General features: G+C 65.1%; 19 protein-coding genes. 7 read left to right on the top strand and 12 right to left on the bottom strand.

From position 1 onward, the window contains the following. Positions 1-14 precede the first annotated feature (14 nt). A complete protein-coding gene (locus tag KZ491_RS01735; RefSeq protein ID WP_222564143.1) occupies positions 15-2,027 on the top strand; it encodes a M13 family metallopeptidase in 2,013 nt (670 codons plus the stop codon). Positions 2,028-2,120: 93 nt separating this feature from the next. On the opposite strand, the gene KZ491_RS01730 is transcribed toward KZ491_RS01735, so the two are convergent. Further along, positions 2,121-2,777 (bottom strand): rhomboid family intramembrane serine protease, encoded by a 657-nt coding sequence (locus KZ491_RS01730; protein WP_222564142.1) that lies wholly within the window; start codon positions 2,775-2,777, stop codon positions 2,121-2,123. A 77-nt stretch (positions 2,778-2,854) separates the two neighbouring features. Then, on the bottom strand, positions 2,855-3,187 hold the full coding sequence (locus KZ491_RS01725; RefSeq protein ID WP_222564141.1) for an MGMT family protein: 333 nt from the start codon (positions 3,185-3,187) through the stop codon (positions 2,855-2,857). Positions 3,188-3,222: 35 nt separating this feature from the next. Here KZ491_RS01725 and KZ491_RS01720 point away from each other — a divergent pair, with 35 nt between their 5' ends. Then, on the top strand, positions 3,223-3,639 hold the full coding sequence (locus KZ491_RS01720; RefSeq protein WP_222564140.1) for a hypothetical protein: 417 nt from the start codon (positions 3,223-3,225) through the stop codon (positions 3,637-3,639). 16 nt (positions 3,640-3,655) lie between these two features. On the opposite strand, the gene KZ491_RS01715 is transcribed toward KZ491_RS01720, so the two are convergent. Both KZ491_RS01715 and KZ491_RS01710 read right to left on the bottom strand, forming a co-directional pair. Further along, positions 3,656-4,783 (bottom strand): inorganic phosphate transporter, encoded by a 1,128-nt coding sequence (locus KZ491_RS01715; protein WP_222564139.1) that lies wholly within the window; start codon positions 4,781-4,783, stop codon positions 3,656-3,658. 10 nt (positions 4,784-4,793) lie between these two features. After that, on the bottom strand, positions 4,794-5,420 hold the full coding sequence (locus tag KZ491_RS01710; protein WP_222564138.1) for a DUF47 domain-containing protein: 627 nt from the start codon (positions 5,418-5,420) through the stop codon (positions 4,794-4,796). Between the two features lie 332 nt (positions 5,421-5,752). On the opposite strand from KZ491_RS01710, the gene KZ491_RS01705 reads away from it, so the two are divergent. Both KZ491_RS01705 and KZ491_RS01700 read left to right on the top strand, forming a co-directional pair. After that, positions 5,753-7,093, top strand: coding sequence for a hemolysin family protein (locus KZ491_RS01705; RefSeq protein WP_222564137.1), 1,341 nt, complete (start codon positions 5,753-5,755; stop codon positions 7,091-7,093). Then, positions 7,077-7,718 (top strand): exopolysaccharide biosynthesis protein, encoded by a 642-nt coding sequence (locus KZ491_RS01700; protein WP_222564136.1) that lies wholly within the window; start codon positions 7,077-7,079, stop codon positions 7,716-7,718. Before KZ491_RS01705 ends, KZ491_RS01700 begins: the two co-directional genes overlap by 17 nt. An 8-nt stretch (positions 7,719-7,726) precedes the next feature. Here the strand turns inward: KZ491_RS01700 and KZ491_RS01695 are convergent, their stop codons facing one another. The 3 genes from KZ491_RS01695 to KZ491_RS01685 form a co-directional block, all read right to left on the bottom strand. After that, positions 7,727-9,841 (bottom strand): putative bifunctional diguanylate cyclase/phosphodiesterase, encoded by a 2,115-nt coding sequence (locus KZ491_RS01695; RefSeq protein ID WP_222564693.1) that lies wholly within the window; start codon positions 9,839-9,841, stop codon positions 7,727-7,729. A gap of 50 nt (positions 9,842-9,891) precedes the next feature. Then, entirely contained in the window at positions 9,892-10,809 is a 918-nt protein-coding gene (locus KZ491_RS01690) for a phosphate/phosphite/phosphonate ABC transporter substrate-binding protein (protein WP_222564692.1), read from the bottom strand. Positions 10,810-10,897: 88 nt separating this feature from the next. Continuing rightward, complete coding sequence (locus KZ491_RS01685) at positions 10,898-11,686, bottom strand: RNA methyltransferase (RefSeq protein ID WP_222564691.1); 789 nt, start codon at positions 11,684-11,686, stop codon at positions 10,898-10,900. Positions 11,687-11,794: 108 nt separating this feature from the next. On the opposite strand from KZ491_RS01685, the gene KZ491_RS01680 reads away from it, so the two are divergent. Next, a complete protein-coding gene (locus tag KZ491_RS01680) occupies positions 11,795-12,625 on the top strand; it encodes an inositol monophosphatase family protein (protein WP_222564135.1) in 831 nt (276 codons plus the stop codon). Positions 12,626-12,729: 104 nt separating this feature from the next. On the opposite strand, the gene secF is transcribed toward KZ491_RS01680, so the two are convergent. The 5 genes from secF to queA form a co-directional block, all read right to left on the bottom strand. Further along, the gene (gene secF, locus KZ491_RS01675; RefSeq protein ID WP_222564134.1) at positions 12,730-13,695 is read right to left on the bottom strand and encodes a protein translocase subunit SecF; all 966 of its coding nucleotides are present in this window, start codon (positions 13,693-13,695) and stop codon (positions 12,730-12,732) included. Between the two features lie 15 nt (positions 13,696-13,710). After that, the gene (secD, locus tag KZ491_RS01670) at positions 13,711-15,576 is read right to left on the bottom strand and encodes a protein translocase subunit SecD (RefSeq protein WP_222564133.1); all 1,866 of its coding nucleotides are present in this window, start codon (positions 15,574-15,576) and stop codon (positions 13,711-13,713) included. Positions 15,577-15,638: 62 nt separating this feature from the next. Further along, a complete protein-coding gene (gene yajC, locus KZ491_RS01665; protein WP_043958510.1) occupies positions 15,639-15,977 on the bottom strand; it encodes a preprotein translocase subunit YajC in 339 nt (112 codons plus the stop codon). 92 nt (positions 15,978-16,069) lie between these two features. Then, positions 16,070-17,179, bottom strand: coding sequence for a tRNA guanosine(34) transglycosylase Tgt (gene tgt / locus KZ491_RS01660; RefSeq protein ID WP_222564132.1), 1,110 nt, complete (start codon positions 17,177-17,179; stop codon positions 16,070-16,072). Next, positions 17,176-18,237: a tRNA preQ1(34) S-adenosylmethionine ribosyltransferase-isomerase QueA gene (gene queA / locus KZ491_RS01655; protein ID WP_222564131.1), complete on the bottom strand. Its 1,062-nt coding sequence runs from the start codon at positions 18,235-18,237 to the stop codon at positions 17,176-17,178. Before queA ends, tgt begins: the two co-directional genes overlap by 4 nt. Before the next feature lie 231 nt (positions 18,238-18,468). Between queA and KZ491_RS01650 the strand changes: the two genes are divergently transcribed. Beyond that, on the top strand, positions 18,469-19,968 hold the full coding sequence (locus KZ491_RS01650) for an aminotransferase class III-fold pyridoxal phosphate-dependent enzyme (RefSeq protein WP_222564130.1): 1,500 nt from the start codon (positions 18,469-18,471) through the stop codon (positions 19,966-19,968). A 571-nt stretch (positions 19,969-20,539) separates the two neighbouring features. Next, positions 20,540-22,039, top strand: coding sequence for a catalase (locus KZ491_RS01645; protein ID WP_222564129.1), 1,500 nt, complete (start codon positions 20,540-20,542; stop codon positions 22,037-22,039). Positions 22,040-22,108 lie beyond the last annotated feature (69 nt).

The raw sequence follows: 22,108 nt of genomic DNA, 5'->3' as shown, positions 1-22,108 counted from the left end.
GGATGGACTACCCGATGACCCTTCGACCCCTGTTTTATGCCCTCGCCATCGGCTTGACCGCCGGCCTCGCCTCGCCCTCCGTCAGCGCCCAGGATACGGCCGAGGCCTGCTCCGACTTCTACGGCTTCGCCAATGCCGGCTGGCTGATGGCCAACCCGTTGCCGGCGGGTGCCGACTCCATTTCCGCGCTCGGCCAGCTCGAGACCCGCGCGCGCCAGGAGCAGATCGACCTGCTCAACGGCGCGATGCAGGCGCCGCAGGGCCCCATCCAGCAGTTGCTGGGTGATTTCTGGGCCAGCGGCCTGAACGAGGCTGGCGTGGAGGCCGATGGCGCCCAGCCGCTGGCGCCGCTGCTGGATCGTATCGTCGCGATTAAACGCAGCAAGAGCATCGCGCCGGCTATTGCCGCGCTGCACCAGGTCGGCATTCCGGTGGCATTCCACTTCGGCGCCGACATCGACCTGGCCAACCTGTCGCGCCACATCGGCTACTTCAGCCAAGGCGGCGTGGGCCTGCCCGATCCGGCCTATTACCTGCGCACGGATGAACCGACCCAGGCCGTCATGGCGCAATACCGCGCCTATATCGAAAAAATCCTCGCCCTCACCGGTGTCAAGGACAGGGAACTTGCCAAACAGGTGCAGATGGTCGTCGACCTGGAAACCCGCCTGGCAAAGGCCTCGCGTCCACTGGCCGAGCTTCGCGACCCGCGGAGCAACTATGCCGCTGTAGACACCGCCAGTCTGGCCTCCCAGTACCCCAACCTTGAACTCGACAAGTTCCTCGATGCCCAGGGTGTCACCACGGCCACCGTTTCCATCGCTACCCCGGCGCGCCTGGCGGAAGTGGACCGGCTGATCGGTGAGCTCAAGCCGGAACAGTGGCGGGCGTACCTGCGTTGGCGTGTAGGCGACTCGATGGCGCCCTACCTCGCCAAGGCCTGGCGCGACGCCCATTTCGATTTCCACGGTCGCGTGATCGCCGGCGATTCAGCGCCACCCTCGCGCGAGCAGCAGGTGCTGGATGCGATCAACCACGCCGCCGGCCCCATGCTGGGCCACGAGTACGCGGCGCGGTTCCTGAAGCCGGAGACGCGCGAGCAGGCCCTGCAGATTGCCGGCCAGGTCCGCAATGCGCTGGCCGATTCGCTGGCCAGTGACACCCGCATCAGCGAGCAGGCCCGGGCAGAAGCGTCCGCCAAGCTGGCGAAGATGAAGATCGAGCTGGGCGTCCCGGCCCGCGACCTGGATTTCACCATCCAGCCAATGGGACGTGGCAGCTTCGGCGGCAACATGCTCATCGCATCGACCTGGCGCCACCGCGAGGAAATGCGTCGCATCGGCGAGAACAACGCCGACCGCCGCTGGGACGTGCTGCCCCAGCAGCCCGCCCTTACGTACGACCTGGCCCAGAATCGCTTGATCGTCACTGCCGCCGCGCTGCAGGCACCGCTGCTGGATCCGCTGGCGCAGACGGCGACCCGCTACGGCGGTTTCGGCGCTCTGGTCGGGCACGAGATCAGCCACGGGTTTGATGCCCGCGGCCGGCATATCGCGGCCGATTCGGATATCCGTGACTGGTGGGCCCCGCAGGACGCCTCCACCTGGGATGCGATGGGCAACCGCGTCGTGACCCAATACAGCGGTTTCGACTACCCGATGCTCAATGGCGCCAAGGTCAATGCGATGGCGACCCGGGACGAGAACATCGCCGACATCGCCGGCGTCCAGCTTGCCTGGGAAGCCTTCAACAAGGCCGTGCCGGACGCGGACAAGAAAGCCAGGGAGGCGTTCTTCGAGGGCTGGGCCGCTCTGTGGCCGCAGCATTTGAGCCCGGGGTCGGCCGCCCAGCTCGCCGCGCACGGCGTGCATGCGCCCGGCAAATGGCGGACCAACGGCCCGCTGATGAACATGGCCGCCTTTGGCACGACCTACGGCTGCAAGGCGAGTGCTCCGATGCAGCTGAAGGCGGACGACCGCATCGTGCTGCGTCCGGAGCCGGCCGCGGAAAAGAGCAAGAAGAAGTAGGTAGCTGCGCCGGCACGCGGCAGACGGTAAAGGAAACGGCGCGTTCAACCGCGCCGTTTCCCGTTGTACAGCGGGTCTATTCGGCGACCACGCTCAGCGCACCACCCGCGGCCGCGGCGGGCCGCGCCGGCCGAACGGTGGTTGGCCACGCCAATACCGGATCAGCAGCCATCCAAACAGCATGCCGCCCAGGTGGGCAAAATGCGCCACGCCCGGCTGGTATCCGCTGAAGCCCAGCATCAGCTCGATCGCGCCGTAAACGATCACCAGGGTGCGCGCCTTCATCGGAATCGGCGGGATCAGCAGCATTACGCGCTGGTTTGGAAACAGCATGCCGTAGGCCAGCAACAGGCCGAACACGCCGCCCGATGCCCCGACTGTGGGGTAGGCCGTGCCGCCCTGGGACATGGTCCAGGCGCCCACCGCCAACTGGCACACGGCTGCGCCTGCCACGCAGACCAGGAAGAACGTCAGGAACCGGCGCTCGCCCCAGGTGTGCTCCAGCGGCGCGCCAAACATCAGCAACGCGACCATGTTGAACAGCAGATGGGTGAAGCTGCCATGCATGAAGCCGTAGCTGAGCAGCTGCCAGGGCAGGAACTCCCGGCCCGGATACATGCCCTCGCCCCCACCGATTGGCCACAGCATGAAGGCGGAGAGCGCGGCTTCCCCGAGGACGTTCTGGAGCAGGAACACAACCGCATTGGCGATCAGCAACGCGCGGGTGATGGGGGGAAGATTGGAAAACATCGCAGCTCCTTACCAAGTCACGCAATGGTAGCTGCTGAACGGGCCTGCGAGGCGAGGGATTGCGCGTCCGCTTGACCTCAGCCGGGATCTCCCCACAAACGCTCGTCCAATGAGGGGGAGCGTCGCATCCCACGGACCCGGCCACCCTCCACCCGGACGCCCTCGGCGCGGAGCCGCCGGCATTGCTCCAGGTGTTGTCGGGAACCTGCCGGGAATGCGATGCGCCCGTCGGCACGCACCACCCGGTGCCACGGCAAATCGGGATCATCATTGCCGGCCAGAAGCCGCGCCACCATCCGCGCGCGGCCCGGCAGGCCAGCACGGCGGGCCACCTCGCCGTATCCGGCCACCTGGCCGGGCGGGATCTGACGGATCGCCGCGATCACGCGGACGTTGGCCGGGTTTTCCATCGCGGTAGCATAGGCCTCCCCCGTCGGAGTCCGCCATGCACACGTTCAAGTCGATCCGCCAGCACCTGACCGGTGCCGGGTTCAATGTCGTCCTGCAGGATGAAGGCGTCGCCAGCATCGAGCTGTCGCTGGAAAAGGGCAGCCGCCACCAGACGATTTTCCTGTCCGAGCTGCACGACGAGGACGGGCGTCCGTACCTGCGTGTCAGCAGCGCGGTCGCCGTTGCCGTTGCCGACGGCATCGACGCCACCCGGGCGCTGAAGTTCAACTGGCAGAGCCGGGTCGGCTACCTGGCCATCGGTGAAATGGGCGGCGATCCGTACCTGCAACTATGCGAGAACCGCCCCTTCGAAGGCTTGGATGGCGCCGAAGTGCACCGTCTGGTGCTGGACATCGGGGGCACCAGCGACCGCATGGAGCGGGTGCTGTCGGGCGAGCGCGACGTGCTCTAGTCCACCCGTGCTGCGGCTATGCCCAGCCCAATGCAGCCATGCCGCGGAACGCCAGCCACGCGATCCCGCCTGATGCGGGAATGGTCAGGATCCACGCCCAGATCATCCGCTCCACGATCGTCCACTTGATCGCGTTCAGGCGCTTCGCCGTGCCCACGCCCATGATCGCGGCGGAGATGTTGTGGGTGGTCGACACCGGGATTCCCAGCGACGAGGCGGCCAGGATCACCGAGGCCGCGCTGGTCTCGGCGGCAAAACCGTGGATCGGGTGCAGTTTGACCAGCTTGTGGCCCAGGGTCTTGATGATCCGCCAGCCGCCGGCCGCGGTACCGGCGGCCATCACCAGCGCGCAGGCGAACTTGATCCACAGGTCGATGTCACCGTCGGCCAGCGCGCCTGGCGAGGGGTGCAGGAACGCCAGCCAGCCAGGCAGATTGTCGAGGACGCCAGTGCTCTGGGCGCTGACCAGGGTCAGGGCGATGATGCCCATGGTTTTCTGGGCATCGTTCATGCCGTGGGCGAAACCCATGCCCGCGGCACTGACGATCTGCGCGCGGCCAAAAAAACCGTTGACCCAGCGCGGCCGCGCCATGCGCGCCAGAAATCCGCCACTGTTGGCCATGCCGGAAATCACCGCAAACAGCACAGCCATCAGCAGGAAGCCGGCAACGAAGCCCAGGATCGGCGAGCTGAACATCGGCACGACCACTTTCCACAGCACGCCGGCGCTGTGATAGATCGGCTTGGCGGGTTCGGACCAGATGATCGCGTCGAAGTTATTGGACGCGGCGGCCAGCGCTGCACCGATCAGTCCGCCGATCAAGGCGTGGGACGAGGACGAGGGCAACCCGATCCACCAGGTGATCAGGTTCCAGATGATGCCGCCCAGCAGCGCGCACAGGATCAGCTGCGCCCCCACCTCGACCACACCGATGTCAATGAGCCCGGACGCAATGGTCTTGGCGACCGCGGTACCCACGAGCGCACCGATCAGGTTCATGCTCGCGGCCATCGCCACCGCCTGGGCCGGAGACAGCACCTTTGTGGCGACCACCGTCGCGATCGAGTTGGCGGTGTCGTGGAAGCCGTTGATGTACTCGAACACGAGCGCGACGATTACCACCGTCATGACCAGGGTCAACATGCTCGGCGCCTCAGGAGTTCTTCAGGACGATGTCGTACGCCACCACGCCAGCCTCGCGGCAGCGGTCGATCGCTTTCTCCAGGATCTCGAAGAACTCCTTCAACAGGAACATCTGCAGCGGCTCCAGATCGCCCGAGTAGATCTCACGGTACAGCTCGAGCATCAGGCGATCGGCTTCGTTCTCGATGGAGCGCAACTCGTCGTTGAGCTCTTTCATCGGCCCCAGTTTGATCTTGCGCAGCTGCTTGACCATCTTCACCACCACGCTGGCGGCCTGTTCCAGCATCGCTGCGCGGGGCGCGAAGTCGATGTGCTCGAGGTGCTGCACCGCCAGCGTGTAGCGATCGGCGAACTTTTCCGCCTGCTTGTTGATCTTGTGCAGGGCCGAGCTGAGCGCTTCGATGTCCTCACGCTCGATTGGCGTGATGAAGCTGTCCACCAGCTCCTGGCTGATCTTCTCGGACGCGTCGCGCTCACGCTGGCGGGCCAGCTTGAAAGCATCCAGCGCGGGCTCGCGCTGCTCGCCCTTGAGCATCTCGTGCAGCGCCTTGGTGCTGTCGTGGGCGGCAACGGCGGATTGCTCGAGCAGGTCGTAGAACTGGTTGCCTTGGCCGAACATCGTCTGCAGGGAAAACATCGGTGCAATACCTCGTCGTGCCGTAAGGCAACGCGTCGTGGTGGAGGAAACCGCAATCCGGTACAAAACCGCGCCGGACATCTTCATTGCGCTCCGGGCGGCAACCCGGGGGGTGCGATTATGACGGTTTCGCCGACTTCACGCCCAGTCATTGATTGTTCCATGGCCGGCATGGCCTACCTGCTAAAATCCGGCGGCGTCGCTTGGACGCGTCAATACGGTCTCCTGCGCTCCATGGGCGACGATCCAAAACCTCCGTCTACACGGCCCACGGCGCCTATCAGCGGCCGTGGCACAGTCATGCCCTGCTTCGCTCAAATGAGGCCAGCGGCATGCTGAAGTTTGGGATCGTACTGGTGCTCATCGCGTTCAACGCGTTTTTTGCGTTGTCAGAGATGTCGGTTGTCACCTCGCGCAAGGCCAAGTTGCGGCACATGGGGGTAACCAGCCGGCGCGCGCGCAAGGCGCTGGACCTGGCCGAACACCCGGACCGCTTCCTCTCCACCGTGCAGGTCGGGATCACCCTGATCGCAATCCTCACCGGCATGTTCGGCGGTGAGGCGATCGGCATGGCGATCGGCGACTGGCTCGCCGTACAGGCGCCTTTCCTGGCCGACTACTCGGGTACGATCGGCCTTGTGATGGCGGTGGGGCTGATCACCTACCTCAGCATCGTCCTGGGCGAGCTGCTGCCGAAAAGGCTGGCCCTGCTCGCCCCGGAAAAGCTCGCCAGCTTTGTCGCCGCGCCGATGCACTGGGTGTCGTGGGTCGCCACGCCGGCCGTCTGGCTGCTAATGGTCAGCACCCAAGGCATGCTCAAACTGATGCGCCTGGACCAGACCCAGGCGTCGAACGTGACGGAAGAGGAGATCAGGCTGCTGGTCAGCGAGAGCCACGAGCAGGGCGTGATCGATGCCGACGAGCGCAAGATGATGAACCGCGTCCTGGGCCTGGGTGATCGCACCGCCGACAGCCTGATGACGCCAAGGACGCGGATCACATGGCTGGACGCCGGTGCGCCGCTGGATGACAACCTGGAGACGATGCGCACCTCGCCGGTATCGCGTTTCCCGGTGCTGCGCGGGACCGACCAGGACGTGATCGGCGTGGTCGAGGCCAAGTCGCTGCTGCGCGGCCTGATGCCCGGTGTGCCGATCGATCTTTTCGGCCAGATGCGCGAGGCCCTGTTTGTCTCCGAATCGACCCACGCGATGAAGTTGCTGGAGATCTTCCGCGAGGAGCAGCAGTCGCTTGCCCTGGTGGTGGACGAGTACGGCGATGTCACCGGCCTGGTGACCGTCAACGACGTGATGGGGGCGGTCATCGGCCGCGTCCAGGCCGGTATGGGCAACGGCAGCAGCGAGAGCAGCGACGAAACCGCCGGACCGGTGGTGCAGCGGGCCGACGGCTCATGGCTGATCGATGGCAGTCTGCATCTGGAGGATCTGCACGAACTGGTGTCCGGCTCGGTGCCGGGCGAGGAAGAGCACGACTTCCACACCGCGGCCGGGATGGTTATTGCCCACTTCGGCCGGATTCCCAACGTGGGCGAGCAGTTCGCATGGCCGGGCTGGCGGATCGAAGTGATCGATCTGGACGGCCCCAGGATCGACAAGCTGTTGCTGCAGAGCGAGCCCGTGCAGGATCCGGAAAACGATGAAACCAGCGGATAGGGACGCCGCCGGTCCCGCGGCCCCCGAAGACCGCATCGGTACCCGGGCGTTGCTGGATTCCTTCACCGTGGGCGATCCCGCCGAAACCCTGCCTCTGGGCGAGATGTTTGGCGGACTGGGCGAGCGGTCCTTCGGGATGCTGGTTTTCATCGCCATCCTGCCCTCCTTCCTGCCCATTCCTGGCGTTGGCGGGCCAAGCGGCCTGCTGGTGGTGCTGCTTGGGCTGCAACTGATGGTCGGCCTGTCTGCGCCGTGGCTGCCCGGCTTCGTCGCCCAGCGCGGCCCGACGCGGCACACCCTCAGCCGCTTCCGTGACCGCATCTCACCGTGGCTGGAACGCCTGGAGCGCTTGTCGCGGCCGCGCGCGCCCGCGCTGCTCGAGCGTCGCGTATCCAGCATCATCACCGGATTGTTGCTGGTCGCGCTCGGCCTCCTGCTGTGCTTGCCGATCCCCTTCACCAACTATCTGTTTGGTGTGTTGCTGCTGCTGTTTGCACTGGCCCTGCTGGAGCGCGACGGCTATCTGATCGCCGTGGCGTGGCTGGCGGGAGCCGCAGCGATTGTCTTCTTCGGCCTTGTCTCCGGGCAGCTGGCAACCGCGATCGCGCACTGGATCCACGGCTGAGTTGAGACTCACACCTGGACTTTTTCCACCGCCGCGCGGTTGCACAGCTCAATAAATTCGTCGGCGCTCATGGGACAGGCCAGGCTGAAGCCCTGGGCCAGATCGCAACCGCGATCGCGCAGCACGCGGTACTGCGCGCGGTTCTCGACACCCTCGGCGATCACCGTGATTCCCAGCGAATGCGCCATGGCGATGATCGCCGTGGTCAGTGCCAGGTCATCTGCATCATGCAGGATGTCGGCCACGAAGCTGCGGTCGATTTTGACCCCGTCGACCGGCACCCGTCGCAGGTGGCTCAGGCCGGAAAATCCCGTGCCGAAGTCGTCGAGCCAGACCCGCACCCCGGTCGCGCGCAGCTGTTGCAGGAGTCGACCGGCGTGGGCCTCATCGCCAATCATGGCCGTTTCGGTCAGCTCCACCAACAGGCGACCGGGGTCCAGACCACTGTAGTCCAGGCTTCTGGCCACGCAGCGCGGCAGTTCACCGCTGCGCAACTCGCGGGCCGAAACGTTGACCGACACGAACGGCGCCGCTCCACCGTCCAGGGATGGCCAACGCGCCGCATCGCGGCAGGCCGCGGTCATCACCTTTGGGCCGATCATCTCGATCAGCCCGGTCTTCTCCGCCACATCGATGAAGACCGTGGGCGGCACCTCGCCAAGTTCGGGATGGTGCCAGCGCAGGAGGGCTTCCGCACCCACCACCGCGTCATCGCAGACCCGGAACACCGGCTGGTAAGCCATGCTCAGCTCGCCGCGTTCCCATGCACCGCGCAGCTCCGTTTCCAGCCGCACGTGGCGCTCCACCGCCTGGTTCATGACGGTGTCGTAGTAGCGCGCGCAATTCTTGCCGGCCAACTTCGCCTGATACATGGCGATATCGCCGTTCTTCATCAGCATCGCCGCGGTCGTGGCGTCCTCGGGGTACATGCTGATGCCGATCGATATACCCAGGAACACCTCGCGCTCGCGCAGCGCCAGCGGCGCGCCGAGTTCTTCCACCAGCGACTGGCCCAGCGCGGTCGCGGTCTGGCGGACATCGCTGCCGGGCTCGTTGGCCTCCACCAGGATCACGAATTCGTCGCCACCAAAGCGCGCCAGCATGGCGCCCGGCCCGCCCAGACGCTGGACCACCTCGCGGATCCGGCGAGACACCGCCAGCAGAACCTCGTCGCCCACGTCATGACCAAGGGTGTCGTTGACCCGCTTGAAGTCATCGATGTCGGCGAACAGCAAGGCGAGCTGCCGGCCGCTGCCGCGCAGACGGGTCAGTCGCTCATCGAGTGCCTCGCGGAATGCGAGCCGGTTGGCCTGGCCGGTCAGCGCGTCGGTGTAGGCCATGGTGCGGATGTCCCGATCATGCCGGGCGACGCTCTCGCTCATGTGGCGGAACGCACGTATCAGCTCGCCCAGCTCGTCCTTGCGAGCGCTGTCAAACGACAGCACGTCGTAATGGCCGGACTCGATCTTGCGTGCGGCATCGGCCAGGCTCCGAATCGGGCGCACCAGCCAGCGCTGGATCGCCCACAGCACCGCGACCCCGATGGCCATCAACGCGACGCCAAGCAGCAGCATCCACAACTTCTGCCGCTCCGCCAACGCCTGGAGCCGGGTGTCGAGCTGGAGCGACGCCCGCTGCTGCAATGTCCGCATCGCGTCGAGGTCGTATCCGATACGGACACCTCCCAGGCGTTCCCGACCGATCATGATCGGCGCCGAGACATCCATGACCGAGTCGCTGAACTGAGTGTTGAGCGAGGGCGCCGCGACTGCCGCGGGTGCCAGCCGATCCGCCATTGCCAGCCCGTAGGCCGGAATGGATTCACTGCCGTCGTGGAGCACATTCCCCTGCGGATCGAAGACGTACACGTAGCGGATCCAGTCCTGCTTGAGGGCGCCCTGCAGCAGTGCGCCTATACCGTCCAGGTCGTGGTAGTAGAGCGGGTTGACCAGAAGTTCAGCCAGCGGGCCAACCATGTTCTCGCCCCGCTGCTTCAGGTTTTCTTCGGCCACTTCCCGCATCGCGGCGTTGCTGACGCGCTCGACCTCATGCTGGGTTTGCGCCTGGCGCTGCAACATGAGCGCCGTCAAAGCGCCGAACACCAGCAGCGCGACCAGCAACATGGCCAGTACGCGGCCCTGCAACCCGCTGAAAAGCCTGGAGAAGACCGCCCTCACTCAACCTCCGCCCGGACCAGTCGCACGAGCGACTGCACCTGGGCCAGCTCGCGACGGGCCTCGTCATCGAGCGGCAGGAAGCGGGTGGTGCCGAAAAACTCGTGCAGGGCAGCCGCTGCCTGGGGATCGTCGGCAGCCCGTTCCAGCACCTGACCCAAGCGCTCGCGCACCCTCGGGTCGAGATCTTTGCGCACCAGCTCCAGGGCGCGTGGAATATCGCCGCTGCGTCCAATAACCGTCATGTCCTTCTTGAAAGCGTCGGGCATGCGGCGCGGATTCTCCCAATCCAGGTTGCTCATCACTCCGACATCCACCAGCCCCTTGTGCACCCAGGTGGCGATGTTCAGTTCCGACCGGGCGAAGAGATAACCCAGCGCATGGGGACCGACCGTATCCAGCGGCGACATCAGCAGATCCAGTTCGACACCGCTGCGCAGCAGCTGGCCGGCGGGAATGAAATACGCACTGGTCGAGGTCGGCCGCTGGAATGCTATCCGGGTTCCCTGCAATGCATCCAAGCCGGTGATGCCGCGGTCGGCGCGGGCAAAAAACACGGTGTGGTAACTGCGCTCTCCGTCCCTTTCGGTCAGCAGCAGCGGACGCGCGCCGGCGCGTTCGGCCAGGATCGCCGCCGAACCCGACGTCTCGGTGACCCAGTCGACCCGCTCGCGACGCAGGTAGCTCGCCATCTGCTGTGGGTCCTTCGCCATGAGGATGCGGCCTTCGCGGATCCCGACCTCCGCCATCCGCGGCACGACATAGTCGAGCAGCGGTTTGAGCTGTTCGTAATGCGTACTCGGGTCATCGCTGATGCGTCCAAGCACCAGGATATGGGCGTCACCTGCCCAGGCCATGGGCATGCCGACGCCCAAGCCCAGACTCGCTGCCAGCATCAGTTTTCCCAGCCGACCCATGGTGGCCGCGAACCGTCCGCGCACGCGCTGTTCTGTATTCAGTTGCATGTGTCCCCCGACGCCCCGCGGATGAGCGTACAGGGCATCATCAGCGTTGTCCGGCGAGTGTTGCCATGCGACTGGCGTCGGCGAGGATTCCCCGTAACAGGCGCAGTTCGCGATCCTCGAGATCGACGCGCAGGAAGAGCCTGCGCAACTTGCGCATCGCCGAGTCCGGCGCCCGGCCCTTGTGGAAGTCGATTGCATCCAGGGTCTCGGCCAGCTGGGCAAAGAAGTGCTCCATCTGTGCATGCGAGGCGGGTGGATTGCGCTTCGCTGGTATTGCCAGAGTCGGCGAGCCTGCTTCCGGGCTCGCCAGCAGCGCCAGGCGCAGTTCATAGCTGATGACCTGCACCGCGGCAGCCAGATTCAGCGAGCTGTAGTCGGGATTGGCCGGGATATGGATCGCTGCGTGGCACAGCTGCAGCTCGTGGTTCTCCAGACCCGTTCGTTCACGCCCGAACACCAGCGCCACCTCGGCCTCGGCGGCAACCGCCACCGCACGTTTTGCTCCCGCCCGCGGCATCAGCTCCTGCAGGCTGATCCGACGGCTGCGCGCGGTACACCCCAACACCAGCCGGCAATCGGACACGGCCTCGGCCAGCGTGTCGAAGGTCACCGCGGAATCCAGCACATCGTTGGCACCCGCCGCCAGCGCGAAGGACTCCACGTCCGGCGCCCGCTGCGGCGCGACCAGCACGAGCCGGTCCAAGCCCATGGTCTTCATTGCCCGCGCCGCCGACCCGATATTGCCCGGGTGCTGCGTCCCCACCAGGACGATGCGGATGCGCTGTGCAACGGACGACGCTGGCGGAAGGTGCGGATGGTCGGAGGTCATGGCGGCAATGGTAAACTGCGCGGCCGGCAACGAACCATGTTCGTCCATCGCCGGTCGCTCTTTCCCTTCGCCCACTCCCCCCACCTCCCCGCTCGAGGCCGTTTTACCATGCAGAAACCCGCCATCAACCTCATGGTCAAGGCCGCCCGTTCCGCCGGCAACGTACTGCTACGGCACATGCACAAGCTCGACGCGCTGAACGTGGTGGAGAAGGACCGGATGGACTTCGCCAGCGAAGTCGATGACCTGGCCGAGAAGGAAATCATCAAGGAATTCCGCCGCGCCACGCCCGACTACGCCATCCTGGGCGAGGAAGGCGGCCTGCTGGCGCCCAAGAGCGGCACGGCGCGTTCGACCTGGGTCATCGACCCGCTGGACGGCACCAGCAACTATCTCCGCGGCATCCCCCACTTCTGCGTGTCCATCGCCCTGGTCGAGAACGGCGAACCGGTCCACGGGGTGATCTTCGATCCGTTGCGCAACGAGCTGTTCACCGCCAGCCGTGGCAGCGGCGCCACCTTGAACGACAAGCGCATCCGCGTCGCGGACCGCAAGAACCTTGACGGCGCGATGGTCTTGACCGGCTTCCCACCGCGGGAGCGCAAGCGCGCCAGCGCCCAACTGAAGTCGCTGGACACCCTGTTCACCGAAATCCAGGACATCCGGATCTCGGGCTCGGCCGCGCTCGATCTGGCCTACGTGGCCTGCGGACGTGCCGATGCCTACTTCGAGGCCGGGATCAAGCCCTGGGACATCGCCGCCGGTGCACTGATGGTGCGCGAGGCCGGCGGCAAGGTCAGCGACTTCCGTGACCGCAGCACGGGCCCGATGGACAGCCGCGGAATCAATCCCCGCCCCCTGATCGCGGGCAACCTCAAGGTCGCCGGCCTGTTGCAGCAACGCATCCTCAATACCGGGTACGCCGCCACGTTCGACTGATGCGGCATGCGGGCGGATGCGGGCCATCCCCGCCGCCGTCACCGAAGCCATAAAAAAGGCCGCGCATTCCAGCGCGGCCTTTTCCGTTTGCGGTGCCTGCAGACTCAGGGCCGGCGGGCCAGGGCCTCTTCGTCGCGTGCCTTCGGCATCAGGTCCTGCTTGGTGACCTTGAGGAAACCGACGGTCAACAGCGGCGATGCTACGAAGATCGAGGACATCGTGCCGATCACCACACCGATCATCATTGCCTCGGCCATGCCCTGCAGCGATCCGCCACCGTACATGTACAGCGCGAAAACGGTCAGGAACGACGCCACCGAGGTGATGATCGTGCGCGAGAGCGTCTGGTTGATCGAGGCGTTGATGATCGCCTCCGGGGTGGTGCGCATAGTGCGGAAGTTCTCGCGGATACGGTCGAACACCACGATCGTGTCGTTGATCGAGAAACCCACCACCGACAGGATGCCCGCCAGCACGGTCAGGTCGAACTCGTGGCCACTCAGGGCGAACCAGCCGACCACGATCACCGAGTCCTGCAACGAGGTCAGCACGGCGGCAATCGCGAACTTGCGCTCGAACCGGGTCGAGATGTAGACCAGAAAACCGACGACCACGAAGATCAATGCCCAGATGCCGTTGAGGGCGAGTTCCTTGCCGACCTGCGGGCCAACGAAGTCGCTGCGCATCACCGTGCCGGGGTTGTCCGCGGTCGATACCGCGTCGGTGATCTGCCGGGCGGTCCGGTCATTGGTTTCCAGATCGCCGCCTTCGCCCTCGTCGCCGGACTGCAGGCGCACCAGCAGATCGTTGCCGGAACCGAAGGTGAGTACCTCGGCACTGCCGTAACCCGCGTCAGCCAAGCGTTTGCGGGCTTCGTTGACGTCCACGGGCTGCTCGAAGCGAAGCTCGGTGACCGTGCCGCCGGTGAAGTCCAGTGCAAAGTTGAACCCGTTGAACGCGATCGCGCCAACCGACACCACGAGCAGCAGGATGGAGACGACGAACGACGCCCCGCGCAGGCGCAGGAAGTCGATGTTCGTCACATTGGGGATAAGGGTGAAAGGTTTCATGATCGATTCCTGCGGTCAGATCGCAATGGACTTGAGCTTGCGGCGATTGCCGTAGAGCAGCGTTGCCATTCCGCGCGAGGCCGAAACCGCGGTGTACATCGAGGTGATGATGCCCACGATCAGTGCGACGGCGAACCCCTTCACCGGTCCTGTGCCAAAGGCGAACATCGCCACGCCGGCCAGCAACGTGGTCAGGTTTGCATCCACGATTGTGCTGGTGGCCTTCTCGTAGCCCAGTGCGATGGCCGACTTGGGCGGCACGCCGAGACGCAGTTCCTCGCGTATTCGCTCGTTGATCAGGACGTTCGCATCCACCGACAGACCCACGGTGAGAGCGATACCGGCCATTCCCGGCAAGGTCATGGTGAAGCCGAACAGCGACATCACCGCCACCAGCATCAGGATGTTGAGCAGCAACGCGGCGCAGGTGATCACGCCGAACATCCGGTAGTAGAGGAGGAAGAACAGCAACACGAAGCTGAAGGAGAACACGACTGCTTTCACGCCACGCTCGATGTTCTCCCGGCCCAGGCTGGGGCCGACGATGCGTTCTTCCACGAAATCCATTGGCGCTGCAAGTGAACCCGAGCGCAGCAGCAGCGCCAGGTCGGCCGCTTCCTTGGCGCTGTCCAGCCCGGTGGTCTGGAACTCCTTGCCGAACACGCCGTTGATGTTGGCCACTGAGATCACCTCCTCGCTGACCTTGGTGCTGCGGACCTCCTTGCCGTCGACCATGCGCACCTGCGGGATGCGCTCGATGTAGACCACCGCCATCGGCTTACCAACGTTGCCACTGGTGAAGTCGAACATGCGCTGGCCACCGGAACTGTCCAAGCGCACCGATACCGAAGGCGTCCCCGACTGCGGGTCCAGACCCGAGGTCGCGCCGACCAGCTGGTCACCCGAGGCGATCACTCGCTTGTTGAGCAGGATCGGCACCGGCTTGCCATCGATTCCCAGCTCCCGCCGGTAATAGACCTTTGCCTGCGGCGGCACGTTGCCGGTGGCGACCGCGTCATACGCATCGCCCTCCACCACGGCGCGATACTCCAGGGTCGCGGTTGCGCCGATCACGCGCTTGGCCTGCGCCGTGTCCTGAACGCCTGGCAGCTCGACCACGATGCGGTCGTTGCCCTGCCGCTGGATCAGCGGCTCGGCCACGCCCAAGGCGTTGATGCGGTTGCGCAGCGTACCGAGGTTCTGGTTCAGCGCGTCGGTCATCATCCGCTGCAATTCCGTATCGGGAATCTGCAGGGTCAGGATTTGTCCGCTGCCATCCAGACGCAGGGCAGGCTGGCTGGCGATGATCTTCTTGCGCGCTGCATCCGCATCGGCTGCATCCACCAACCGCACGTTGATGGAGTTGTCCGGGCGCCGGGTGACCGACTCATAGCGCACGCGCCCGTCGCGCAGGACCACCCGCACATCCTCGACGATCGCATCCAGATGCTTGTCCAACGCGGCCTTCTGGTCGACCTGCATCAGGAAGTGGACGCCGCCCTGAAGGTCAAGGCCGAGCAGCATGCCGTGGGCGCCGATCCGGTCCAGCCACGGTGGCACCGTCGAGGCCAGGTTGAGCGCGGTGACGTAATCATTGCCCAGCACCGGAGCCAGCGCGTCGGCGGCTTTGGACTGGTCATCGGTTCCGGTCAGGCGCACCAGCAGGTTGTCACCGTCAATCGCGACGTTCTTGGTCGGGATCCCGGCTGTCCGCAGCGTCTGGGACACGCGCTCGACCAGTGCCTGGTCGATGGGCGCACCGCGATTGGCAGTGACCTGCACCGAGGGGTCCTTCTGGTACAGGTTCGGCAACGCGAAGATGGTGCTGAACAGGATGGCCAGCACCAGGACGACGTATTTCCAGCGCGCGTAAGTGAGCATCGATTACCCCTGCGGCGGCCATCCGGCCGCCCCTGCTTCTAGAAAAAAGTGGCTACAGCCGCTCAGGCGGATTTCAAGGTGCCCTTGGGCAGTACGTTGGCGATCGAGCCCCGCTGCACGCGGATGCGGACGTTGTCTGCGATTTCCACGGTCACGAAGTTCTCCCCCAGAGCCGTGACCACGCCGGCAACGCCGCCGTTGGTCAGCACTTCATCACCCATGGCCAGCTGGCCCAGCATCGCCTTGTGTTCCTTTGCGCGCTTCATCTGCGGGCGGATCATCAGGAAGTACATCACGCCGATCAACAGGACCGGAAACAACAGGGACATTCCCAGACCACCCGCCGGAGCAGCAGCGGCCTGGGCATGGGCGGGAGCGATCACCAGATCAAGCAGGTTCATGTCGATATTCCGTAGAGACGAAAAACAGCCGGAGATTATGTCATGGCTGGCGAATGCCCACGCGGGTGACGCGGGGACCGGATCACACCGCGTTACGGCGTGCGCGCCGCGTAGAAGGACTCACGGAACGCCGCGAAAGTTCCCCCGGCGATCGCGTCGCGCATCTGCGCCATCAGTCGCTGGTAGTAACGCAGGTTGTGGGCCGTCCCCAGCATCGGTCCCAGCATCTCGTTGCAACGGTCCAGGTGGCGCAGGTAGCTGCGGCTGAAACCGCCGGCGCACGCGGTGCAGTCACATCCCTCTTCGATCGGTCCCAGGTCATGCTCGTACTTCGCGTTGCGGATGCGCACCGTGCCGGTCGAAGTAAAGAAATGCCCGTTGCGCGCGTTGCGGGTCGGCATGACGCAATCAAACATGTCGATGCCGCGGGCGACACCTTCCACCAGGTCTTCCGGGCGTCCGACGCCCATCAGGTAGCGCGGACGCTCGGGCGGCAGCTGCGGGCAGGTGTGCTCCAGCATGGCGTTGCGCTCATGCTCCGGCTCGCCTACCGCCAGGCCACCGATGGCATAACCGTCGAACCCGATCTGCGTCAGCCCCTCTGCCGATCGGGTGCGCAAATCGTGATGGACACCGCCCTGGACGATGCCAAACAGCGCGGCGTCATTGCCTTCATGCGCCTTGCGCGAGCGCTCGGCCCAACGCAGGCTCAACTCCATCGAGGTGCGCGCGACCTCTTCGGTGGCCGGGTACGGCGTGCATTCGTCGAAGATCATCACCACGTCCGATCCCAGCACCTTCTGGATATGCATGCTTTCCTCGGGGCCGAGGAACACCTTGCGGCCGTCGATCGGGGCTGCAAAGGTCACGCCGGCCTCGGTGATCTTGCGTTTGTGGGCCAGCGAAAACACCTGAAAGCCGCCGGAGTCGGTCAGGATCGGCCCGTCCCAGCGCATGAAACCGTGCAGCCCTCCGTGCGCTTCGATGACCTCCAGCCCCGGCCGCAGGTAGAGGTGGAATGTATTGCCCAGCACCATCTGTGCGCCGAGCTCGCGCACCGCCTGCGGATAGATGCCCTTGACCGTCCCGTAGGTACCCACGGGCATGAAGGCCGGCGTCTCGACAACCCCGCGCGGAAAACTGAGACGGCCGCGACGCGCCTCACCGTCGGTACCCAGCAGTTCAAATGCCATCCGGCTCATTGCCGTGTCGCTCCAGGATCGGGAAACAGCAACATCGCGTCGCCGTAGGAAAAGAACCGGTAGTGCGCCGCGACCGCGTGCGCATAGGCGGCGAACACCCGCTCGCGGCCGGCAAATGCCGAGACCATCATCAGCAGCGTGCTTTCGGGCAGGTGGAAATTGGTGATCATCGCGTCGACCGCGCGGATCCGGTAGCCGGGGGTGATGAACAACCGGCTCTCGCCCACGAACGGGCGGAGCTCGCCGGCGGGATTTTCCGGCGTCGGCTGCATCGCCGTTTCCAGTGCCCGGACAACCGTCGTGCCTACTGCGATCACCCGGCCGCCTCCACTGCGCACCCGCTCAACCTGCCTGACCAGCGCGGCATCGACGTGCAGTCGCTCGGCATGCATGACGTGATCGGCAAGGTCCTCCACCCGGACCGGCTGGAACGTGCCAGCGCCCACGTGCAGGGTGACGTGGCCGAACTTGACGCCTCTCGCAGCCAGCGCCTCCAACAATGCAACGTCGAAGTGCAGTCCCGCGGTCGGCGCCGCGACTGCTCCGGTTTCACGCGCGAACACGGTCTGGTAGCGCTCCAGGTCGCCTGCGTCCGGCTCACGCTGGATATATGGAGGCAATGGCAGACGCCCCGCACGCTCCAGATACTCGTCCAATGGCGCGTCCAGATGAAACCGCAGGAGGTAGAACTCGCCATCCCTTCCCAGCACCTCGGCCTCACCACCTGCATCGAGCTGGATCCGGGCGCCCTGCTTGGGCGATTTGCTGACGCCCAGCTGGGCGCGCGCGCAATGGTCCTCCAGCAGGCGCTCGATCAGGATCTCCACGCGTCCACCCGTGCTTTTCAGCCCGAACAGGCGCGCCGGGATCACCCGCGTATCGTTGAACACCAGTAAATCGCCAGGTTGCAGCAAGCCGGGCAGATCGCTGAAAACGTGGTCGGCAAATGCTGCCGGGGACGGCGGAACCAGCAGCAGCCGGCTCGCGGATCGCCGGGCGAGCGGCGCCTGGGCAATCAGCTCCGGCGGCAGCGGGTAGTTAAAGTCGGATTTTTTCAAGACGGCCTTTTCACGGGTGCAGGCGATACGGCAGGTCGGGAAACACGCCTGCGGCAAATCGCATAGTGTAGCGACACAGCGCGTCCGCCCCGGGGGTTATGCCGATCTTCGCGGCGTGTTAGAATCGGCTAACTGATTGAAATACAACGCAAATCTATTGCGCGGCGCGCCCGCGCATTTTTGTTTGCGGTGCCGTGCCACTGCGATCAACCCTGTGGAGGAGCAACACCGATGCCCAGCACCACCCACTCAAACGCCATCGCCAACAAGCTTGCGCCCTTGCGCGCCCACGGCGGCTCGCGCCGCACGGTCGGCCTCGACGATGCCGTGCTGGAGCAGTTCGCCGACAACGCCGAACTGGGCGAAGCGGTGGATGCTGCGCTGGCCGAATATGCCGAGGTGAAGAAGCAGTTCCCCGAACTGTTGGATCTGGACGAAGCCAGCCAGATCCAGAAGCTGCAGGCCGGCTTCATCAACTTCTATCAGGACGACGCGGTCAATCCATATGTTGCCCTCGCCGCCCGCGGACCGTGGATCGTGACCCTGAAGGGCGCGGTGATCCATGATTCGGGCGGGTACGGCATGCTTGGCTTCGGCCACGCGCCACCGCAGGTGATCGCCGCCATGGCCAAGCCGCAGGCGATGGCCAACATCATGACTCCGAGTATCTCCCAGCTGCGCCTGAGCACGCTGTTGCGCGAGGCGATCGGCGTCGATGGCGAGTGCCCGTTCACCCACTTCATGTGCCTGAACTCGGGCTCCGAATCGGTCACCCTGGCCGCGCGCATCGCCGATGCGAATGCCAAGACCATGACCGACGACGGCGGCAAGCGGGCCGGACACACCATCAAGCGTCTGGTGGTCAAGGGCGGGTTCCATGGACGCACCGATCGACCGGCCCTTTATTCCAACTCCACCCGCAAGGCCTACGAGCAGCATCTGGCCAGCTACCGCGGCGAGGACAGCGTCATCGTCGTGGAGCCCTACGACATCAATGCCCTGAAGCAGGCATTTGCCGACGCCGATGCCAATGGCTGGTTCATCGAGGCGATGTTCCTGGAACCGGTGATGGGAGAAGGTGACCCGGGCCGCAGCGTTCCGGTCGAGTTCTACAACGCGGCCCGCGAATTGACCCGCGAGCACGGCTCGATGCTGCTGGTCGACTCGATCCAGGCCGGCCTGCGTGCCAATGGCGTGTTGTCGATCATCGACTACCCGGGCTTTGAGGGTGTGGAAGCACCGGACATGGAAACCTACTCCAAGGCGCTCAACGCCGGACAGTATCCGCTGTCGGTGCTGGCGGTGACCGAGCGCGCGGCGAGCACCTACCGCAAGGGCCTTTACGGCAACACCATGACCACCAATCCGCGCGCGCTGGATACCGCGTGCGCCGTGTTGGAGATGGTCACCCCGGAGCTGCGCGAGAACATCCGTGCCCGCGGCGCCGAGGCCCTGGAGAGGCTGGAAACGCTCAAGTCGGAACTGGGCGGCATGATCACCAAGGTCCAGGGCACCGGCCTGCTGTTCTCGTGCGAGCTGTCCAGCGAATTCAAATGCTTCGGCGCCAACTCGACCGAGGAATGGCTGCGCGAGCACGGCATCGGCGTGATCCATGGCGGCGCCAATTCCCTGCGCTTCACCCCGACCTTCACCAGCACCAGCGCGGAGATCAAGCTCCTCGTCGACATGGTGGGCCGCGCGCTGCGCGAAGGTCCGCGGGCCAGTAAGTAGCAAGTAGCGTCGCGAAAAACGGCTGCGTGGGTGATCGCGCTGATCAAGCACACAAAGAGCCGGGGGAACCCGGCTTTTTGCAGGTTCTTTTCCAGACTCCGGCGGTGACCGGATCGGCGGTAGGGGGGGCGTGAACTGCATGCCTTCAGGGCGAATGTCCCCCGGCCTCCGCCTGCGGCGGCGGCCTCCTCCTTTATTTCGCCCCGAAGGCATCCAGCTCACCCCTGGGTTGGCGCGTATCCGCTTTTACGACCACCAGCGATGCTGGAACGGCGGGGTGAATCCCCTTGCGGCGAAATAAAGGAGGAGGCCCCAGCTTCATCGGTGCCGGAGGACATTCGCAGCAAGGGCATTCACCCCCGGCCGCCCCGGCTGCTCCGCAGACGCAGCACGCCCCCGGATGGAAGAAGCGCATTTCCATTTACGCGCTTGCCAGAGACCGATGTTATCGATGCGATCCAGCGAACCAACTGGCAAGCCATCGGCCGCGGAGGCAGACTGGAACGAGCGGAAGGACGAGCGACTTCCGCCACAGCTTCCGCCCCCAGCAATTGACGCCAGGAGTCTCCTCATGAGTAACCCACACGACAAGACCGTGACCGGCTCCACCACCGGCTCCGGCAGCCCCGCTCCCAGTGACCGCAATTCGCTGACCGTCGGTGCCAATGGTCCGATCCTGCTGCATGACGTGCACTTCCTCGAGCAGATGGCGCACTTCAACCGCGAGAACGTCCCCGAGCGCCGGCCGCATGCGAAGGGTGCCGGCGCGTTCGGAGTCTTCAAGACCACCGCCGACGTGTCGCGCTACACACGCGCCGCGCTGTTCCAGCCGGGTGCCTCGACCGAGATGCTGGCGCGTTTCTCCACCGTCGCCGGTGAGCTGGGCAGTCCGGACACGTGGCGCGACGTGCGCGGGTTCTCGTTGAAGTTCTACACCGACGAGGGCAACTACGACCTGGTCGGCAACAACACCCCGATCTTCTTTGTCCGCGATCCGATGAAGTTCCCGCACTTCATCCGCAGCCAGAAGCGCCTCCCCGACTCGGGCCTGCGCGACAACCACATGCAGTGGGATTTCTGGACCAATAACCCGGAATCGGCGCACCAAGTCACCTACCTGATGGGCGAGCGCGGACTGCCGCGGACCTGGCGCCACATGAACGGGTACGGCTCACACACGTACATGTGGATCAACGCCGCCGGCGAGAAGTTCTGGGTCAAATACCATTTCCACACCCGCCAGGGCATGGCGTTCTTCACCAACGCCGAAGCCGCCGAGATGGCGGGCAGCGACGCCGACTACCACCGCCGTGATCTGTTCGACGCGATCAAGCGTGGCGATCACCCGGAATGGGTCATGTCCGTCCAGGTCATGCCGTATGCCGAAGCGAAAGACTACCGCTTCAATCCGTTCGACCTGACCAAGACCTGGTCGCACAAGGACTACCCGCTGATCGAAGTGGGCACCATGACGTTGAACCGCAATCCGGAGAACTTCTTCGCCCAGATCGAACAGGCCGCGTTCTCGCCCGGCAACACGGTTCCCGGCATCGGACTTTCACCGGACAAGATGCTGCTTGGCCGTGCGTTCGCCTATGCCGACGCACAGCGCAACCGGATCGGCACCAACTTCCACCAGCTGCCCGTCAACCAGCCCAAGGTGCCGGTCAACACCTACATGTTCGATGGCCAGATGGCCTATCACCACAGCGGAAATGCGCCGGTCTACGCGCCCAACAGCGGCGACCGCAGCTGGGCCGACGAGACCGGTCGGATGGCGGACGGCTGGGAGTCGGATGGCGACATGGTTCGCAGCGCCTACACCCTGCACGCCGAGGACGACGACTTCGGCCAGCCAGGGACGCTGGTACGCGAGGTCTGGAACGATGCCCAGCGCGCGCAGTTTGTCGACCAGGTTGCCGGCAGCCTGCTTGGAGGCGTGCGCAGTCCAGTGCTGGAGCGGGCATTCGAATACTGGAAGAACGTCGATCAGGCTACCGGCCAGCAGATCGAGGACAAGGTTCGCAGCGGCATGGCACCGGACCCTGCCGAAGGCATGGGCGAAGGCTGAGCCCGACCTGCATCATGGGCTGGCGCGTTGGCGCCGGCCCATGGTTTTCCGCTCCACGAGTGGCGCCGT

The sequence above is a fragment of the Novilysobacter antarcticus genome, from assembly GCF_019802285.1.
GTDB classification, from domain to species: domain Bacteria; phylum Pseudomonadota; class Gammaproteobacteria; order Xanthomonadales; family Xanthomonadaceae; genus Novilysobacter; species Novilysobacter antarcticus.
The sequence above is the reverse complement of the archived record's forward strand: the minus strand, read 5'-3'. Positions and strand labels throughout refer to the sequence as shown.